General features: G+C 43.7%; 2 protein-coding genes. Both read right to left on the bottom strand.

Going from position 1 to position 6,293, the window contains the following annotated elements; all coding sequences use genetic code 11:
• Window positions 1-4,429 (bottom strand): MiiA motif-containing surface protein (locus D8790_RS10560; protein WP_185761943.1); only part of this gene is annotated, 4,429 nt, incomplete at its 3' end.
• Between the two features lie 388 nt (window positions 4,430-4,817).
• The gene (locus D8790_RS10190; RefSeq protein ID WP_125388499.1) at window positions 4,818-6,290 is read right to left on the bottom strand and encodes a cell division site-positioning protein MapZ family protein; all 1,473 of its coding nucleotides are present in this window, start codon (window positions 6,288-6,290) and stop codon (window positions 4,818-4,820) included.
• Window positions 6,291-6,293: the final 3 nt, after the last annotated feature.

The raw sequence follows: 6,293 nt of genomic DNA, 5'->3' as shown, positions 1-6,293 counted from the left end.
AGCTTACTGATGCTGAAGCACTGGCACTTACTGAGACAGACTGGCTGGTGCTCAATGAAGTTGAGGCGCTTGTGCTTATTGAAACGGATTGACTCAAGCTTACTGATGCTGAAGCACTGGCACTTACTGAGACAGACTGGCTCAGGCTTACTGATGCTGAAGCACTTGCGCTTGCTGAGACAGACTGGCTGGTGCTCAGTGACGCTGAAGCACTTGCGCTTGTTGAGATAGACTGGCTGGCGCTCAATGAAGCTGAGGCACTTGCACTTACTGAGACAGACTGGCTGGTGCTCAATGAGGTTGAAGCTGATTCACTTGTTGAAACGGATTGACTCAAGCTTACTGATGCTGAAGCACTGGCACTTACTGAGACAGACTGGCTGGTGCTCAATGAAGTTGAGGCGCTTGTGCTTATTGAAACGGATTGACTCAAGCTTACTGATGCTGAAGCACTGGCACTTACTGAGACAGACTGGCTCAGGCTTACTGATGCTGAAGCACTTGCGCTTGCTGAGACAGACTGGCTGGTGCTCAGTGACGCTGAAGCACTATTACTCAATGAGACAGATTGACTACCACTCAGTGAAGCTGAAGCGCTCGTGCTCAATGAGGCCGAGGCACTTTTGATCAATGAGACTGACTGGCTACCACTCAACGAAGCTGAGGCACTTTTGCTCAATGAGACAGATTGGCTACCGCTCAATGATGCTGAAGCACTCTTACTCAATGAAACTGACTGGCTTAAGCTCAACGAAGCTGAGGCACTCTTACTTAGTGAAACTGATTGGCTACCACTCAATGAAGTTGAAGCACTCTTACTTAGTGAAACCGATTGACTCAAGCTCAACGAAGATGAAGCACTCTTACTTAATGAGACGGATTGACTACCACTCAATGAAGCGGAGGCACTCTTACTCAATGAAACTGACTGGCTCAGGCTCAATGACGCTGAAGCACTCTTACTTAATGAGACGGATTGGCTACCACTCAACGAAGCCGAAGCACTCTTGCTCAATGAAACTGACTGACTCAAGCTCAACGAAGCGGAGGCACTCTTACTCAGTGAAACTGATTGGCTACCGCTCAATGAGGTTGAGGCGCTCTTGCTTAATGAGACGGATTGGCTACCACTCAACGAAGCCGAAGCACTCTTACTTAATGAAACTGACCGGCTCAAGCTCAATGAAGCGGTGCTCTGACTCACTGAGACGGATTGACTACCGCTAACCGAGCCAGAAACACTATTGCTCGCTGAAACCGAACGGCTGGCGCTCATCGATGCCGATTGGCTATTGCGCAAGGAAGTAGACAAGCTCTGGCTAGCAGAAACTGAACGGCTGGCGCTCAATGAAGCAACGCTCTGACTCACTGAGACAGACTGACTACCGCTCACTGAGGCCGAAACACTATTTCTCGCTGAAACCGAGCGGCTGGCGCTCATCGATGCCGACTGGCTATTGCGCAAGGAAGTAGACAAGCTCTGGCTAGCAGAAACTGAACGGCTGGCGCTCGTTGAAGCCAACGCACTCGCTGATGTACTAGCACTTACTGAGACACTGGTTGACTGTCTTTGACTTAGACTAGTTGAAGCACTGCTACTCTTATACTCACTATCAGAAAGTTTTACAGTGAACGTATCCGTAGTCTTATCTTTATAGATAATGGTAACTGTTCCATTGTTACTAATAGTAAAGGAATCAATACGTTTTTCCTGCTTATTGTTTAGTTTCTCAACAGCCGCCAATATACGAGTTTTTTCTTGAAGTTTTAATTCAGAAACATTCTCTACTTGGAAGGTTTCGGTCGGTGCTACCCCTTCCATAATATCTGTCAGTCTACCTTGCACAATACGGACATTACCTGGCGAAGCATTTCCTGCACTATTTTTATTCCCAGCCTTATCCGTTGCTACTGCATTACGTTGCCAACTATTTCTACCATTTTTATCGTACTCTAGATTATCATTCAAATGAGCTCTTACTGTAATGCGAGCTGGACTAGCAGTAGTCGCTGTGATATTCCCCGTTAAATGATCTACTGTTCCCGTCCCATATTTATTATCTTCAAAGAAATTATTTTTAAGGGCTGAACCATTTGCATCTTCATTTGAAACGATCTTAAATTCTGATAATTGCCCGCTATTATCTGTAGCAGTGAAATTAATTTGAATATCATCTCCTGCGTACACAACATAGTTGCCGTTTACAGGTGTTAGAGTTTGACCATTACGAGTCACCGTCGCACTTGGAACTGGAACAGCATCCACATTAGCTGGGATAACAGCTGTAGTATTATCACGGTAGGTAATGGTAATATTCCCATTTTCAGCTACCGAAATCGTTCCGGTTACGCCATCTTTCGTAAAATCACTACCAGATAAAAGCGACTGGTTTTTTTCTTTAAATTTTTCAAGTACTTGATTGCGTTCACTTACAGTCAAAGAAGAGGGATTCTTAACAATAACAGTATCCCCACTAACTGGGTTGTGGCGTTCGTTGAAGCCTTTGATATGGAAATTCGTACGTGCTGTCGCAGTTAGGCCATGAATATCTGTTACTGTGTACTCCAGAACATAGGTACCAGGCTTATAGGGTTTCCAAGTTCCGTTTTCACGACCCACTGTCCCTATTATGTCAATGGTGTATGACCTTTGACCACCTGTTTTATTCCCCCTTTGATCATAGATATATAGATCTCCAAATTCCCCTTTCTTGTTAGTTGGATAGTTCGGTGCTTTTAAACCTGTAATAATAGCATTGGATGGGGAGGCCGTGATTTTAGCCATCCCTTTATCATCATTCAGTCTTATCTGAAAATTATTGATTGCTTCATCATTATAAATTGTGATAGTAGATGGCATAGAAATCGTAGGTGGATTAGAGGCTGCACGTGAGTGTGCCCCTCTAGCAATTTCTGTCCCATTTCGTGGATCACGCACACCAGAATTAGCCGCCAACACAGCATTGACAATCGAATTACGCGCTGAAGTAGCTTTTTGCAATACTGTTGTTAAATCACTAGTTGGATCAGTCAGGGCTTTTTCAATTTCTGTTACTGCAGCATTGGCCTTAACAAGAGCTGAATCCGTATTTGGTAAATCAACCGCTTTTGCTAGATAGTCACCTATTTCAGCTGAAAGATTGGTCAACTTCCTACGGTTTTCTTCTTGTTGTTTAGCAGTGACTTCTGAAGATGCTAATGCAACCGCAGCAGCTTCAATTAAGCTAGTTGTGACAGAAGTTGATTGAACTCCACTAACACTATTCTTACCAGTAATTTCAGTTATTTTTAATTCAGCTGAGTCAATTTCAAGGTTCTTTGCTTCTTTTGAAGTAGAAGGTTGCTGGTCAATTGCTGTCGTCGATCCACTCTGTTCAACAGACAAACTTGACACTACAGAAACATTCGATCCACTTGTTGATTGACTGGCACTGCGGAAGCCGGCCTGACCAGACTCTTTTGGTGAAGTTGCTACAGTCTTATCTACCGTTTGACTCTTCTCAGCTTGTTTGAGCGCATCCTTGCCTTGGGCTTGGTTCTTATCCGCTAGCACACCAGCGGCCAGGTTATTGCTGGTTGCTAGGGCTTGGCTATTGCTCAAAGTAGCGCTAGCTAAACTTTGTCCCGCACCAGATGAGACAAAGCTATCAGCAACATTGACTCTGATATCCAGTGAGACAGAATTAGAAGCTGAGACAGAAGCATCAGCTTCTGACGCGCTAGTTAGCACTTTATCCTGTTCTAGAGAAGTTGTATTGTTAGCACTTTCTAGCTTAGCGGGCGCTTTGCTCTCTGATACTTTTACAGCAGGCGCAGTACTCGCTGATTTGCTAGTCAAGACCGAACTGCTAGCAGATACAGACCGGCTAATAGAAGTTGAGTTACTAGCGGAAATTGATTGACTGAGCGATTGACTAACAGACTGGCTAGTCGAGATACTAATAGAGACTGACTCACTTGTAGAGACAGAAGCGCTGGCTGACTGAGCAACTGAAACAGAGGCCAACTCAGAAGCTTGTTCTGCTTTTGCTTTTCGCATTTCCGCTTGCGCTTGAGCAATGATCGAATTTGTACTTGCTTCTGCTGCTTCCTCATTGTCCTTGACTTCAGCTGATACAACTGCTTTATCAGTAGATTCAGATATTTCATCTGCATAGACAGACTGCTCCTGAGTCACCATTAGACCCGCTGCCCCAGCGGCTAATATCCCTCCCAGACCTGCAAGAGTATTGAGGCTCAGATGGTCGTGATCAAGCTCTTCAGTATCTGACAAGCCGCTTGAGACAACTTCTCCCATTCCACCAATACGAAAGAGGTCGAGTTGAGAATTTGAAGCTTTTACCCAATTTTTCCCAGACTTATAGAGCTTATACCGCTTCTTTTCGTCAATAATCTCGAAATCTTTGTTATATTTCTTACTTCGAAACATCCTTTTCCTTTCCTTTTCCAACATGCCAGTTTTTGTTAATCTCATGACCATTAGCAAAGAAGCTGGCTTATTGCATGCTATAGTTTATAAGCAAAAATACACACTTTTTTACATTTTTATGCTAGGTGTCCTAATGCTCCAGATAGTATTTTAACAGAAATAAAACAAGAATTCAATCTATTGAAATCTTCATTTATTGAAATTAAGCTTGATAAATCAAGCTATTTCAAACTATCTATATTAACCTAGTAATTCAAACCATAGATTATTATAGGAATTAACAATAAGTAACTATTTATACAAAAAAGCTAGACGGCTAATCCAAGATACTTGGCTCAGATCCGTCTAACTTTTTTATATATTTTGAATAGATTAGTGAGAAAGATGATTAATAATCCAAATCTTCTGCATACCCAGCTCCATTTCCTACAAAGTAGCCTGTCTTACAGTTCATACTAAATAGATAAGTACCATCTGGTTTATAGAGATTGTAGTAGCCATTCCCCTTGACAATATTAACTTTTTCAAGGATAAACTGATCTCCTGTGATATAGCCACGCTCGCGAGACACCTTGAGGATCGTTTCTAAAACACCCGGATTGAAGGTCCAAGCAGGATTATTGACATCATCAATAGCTGCTTGATTGTAAGGCACACGGCTAAGGTGGCGCTGGAGGTTAACTCCTGCACTTGGTAGTCCGATACCAGTTTCTGCATTTCTAATGCCGCTAGGATCACTAGGCGCTGGAGTCACAGCTGGCGGCGTTGATGGTGCGGCTGGTACTGTTGGTGTTGTTGATGGCGCTGACGGTTCCACTGTCGGACTAGGCGCTGGTGCTGGTAGCTGCTGACTACGTCCTTGAGCAATAGCCGCCTTCAAGACATCATCCAACTTGCTATTACCTGTCGATACATCTGGAAGATTGGCGTTTTCTTTCACTTGGGCATCCGTCTTCAAGAGACCATCAACGATAGCACCCGTATTGAATTGCGAATTCACACTTTGGATAGCAGAAATTTGCTTAACAAGATCATCATACTTCTTTTTAGCAGCTGTATATTCTGAGCTGCCAGTTAAGACATCTAACTTAGTTTTCAGCTTATCCAAATCGCCAAACTTGTCATTTTTGATAGCTGTCTGACTACTATCCGTAAAGAAGCTAGCATAGAGGTCTTCAAATTCTTTAGCAGCCTCTTTCTTAGTTTCACTAGAGCTTGTAGATTTCTTTTTGCTAGAAGAAACGGTCGAACTGGAACCAGTTGTCGACTTGTGGCTACCCCGACCTTGATGAAAGTACCAAGTCGTTCCAGCGGCAAGCGCTACAAGACCTAAGGCTGAGTATAGGAAGGCTTTCTTCTTGTAGAAAGGTTTTGTCTCAGGCTCGTCCTCATCTTCAAACACTGTCGGAACTGGCTTTGATATCGGCTTTGTTGCTGGGATAATTGGTGCTTCAGCTGCAACTGTTAGCGCTGGTTGTGCAGCCTTTGTAGTCTCTACATTTGCCGAGTTTGCCGTTTCTGCTTTCACTGGCTGCGCCGAAGGTGAGGTCACATTGGCAGTATTTTTCTTTGCCTGAGACTGACTCTTAAGCTGTTTGATGGTCTCTTGTATCAAAGCTTCTTTTTGTTGTGCCAGCTCTTCCATGATTCTCAGCTTTTGGGTTTCAAATTTCCCTGCTTCGATTTCATCTCGGTGTTGCTTGATGTATTTATCAAGGATATTGTCTCCTTCAGTCACACCAGCTTCGACTTCCTCGTTTTTCCGAGCAGCCTGACCGACCGTCATCTCTTTCGCATCTTCTAAGTCAAGAACGGTTTCTTTTGATTCTTGCTCTGTTGGCATCTTTTCTTCTTTGCTCACAGC

Source organism: Streptococcus cristatus (genome assembly GCF_003943535.1).
GTDB classification, from domain to species: domain Bacteria; phylum Bacillota; class Bacilli; order Lactobacillales; family Streptococcaceae; genus Streptococcus; species Streptococcus cristatus_L.
This window is presented reverse-complemented; position numbering and strand designations above follow the sequence as displayed.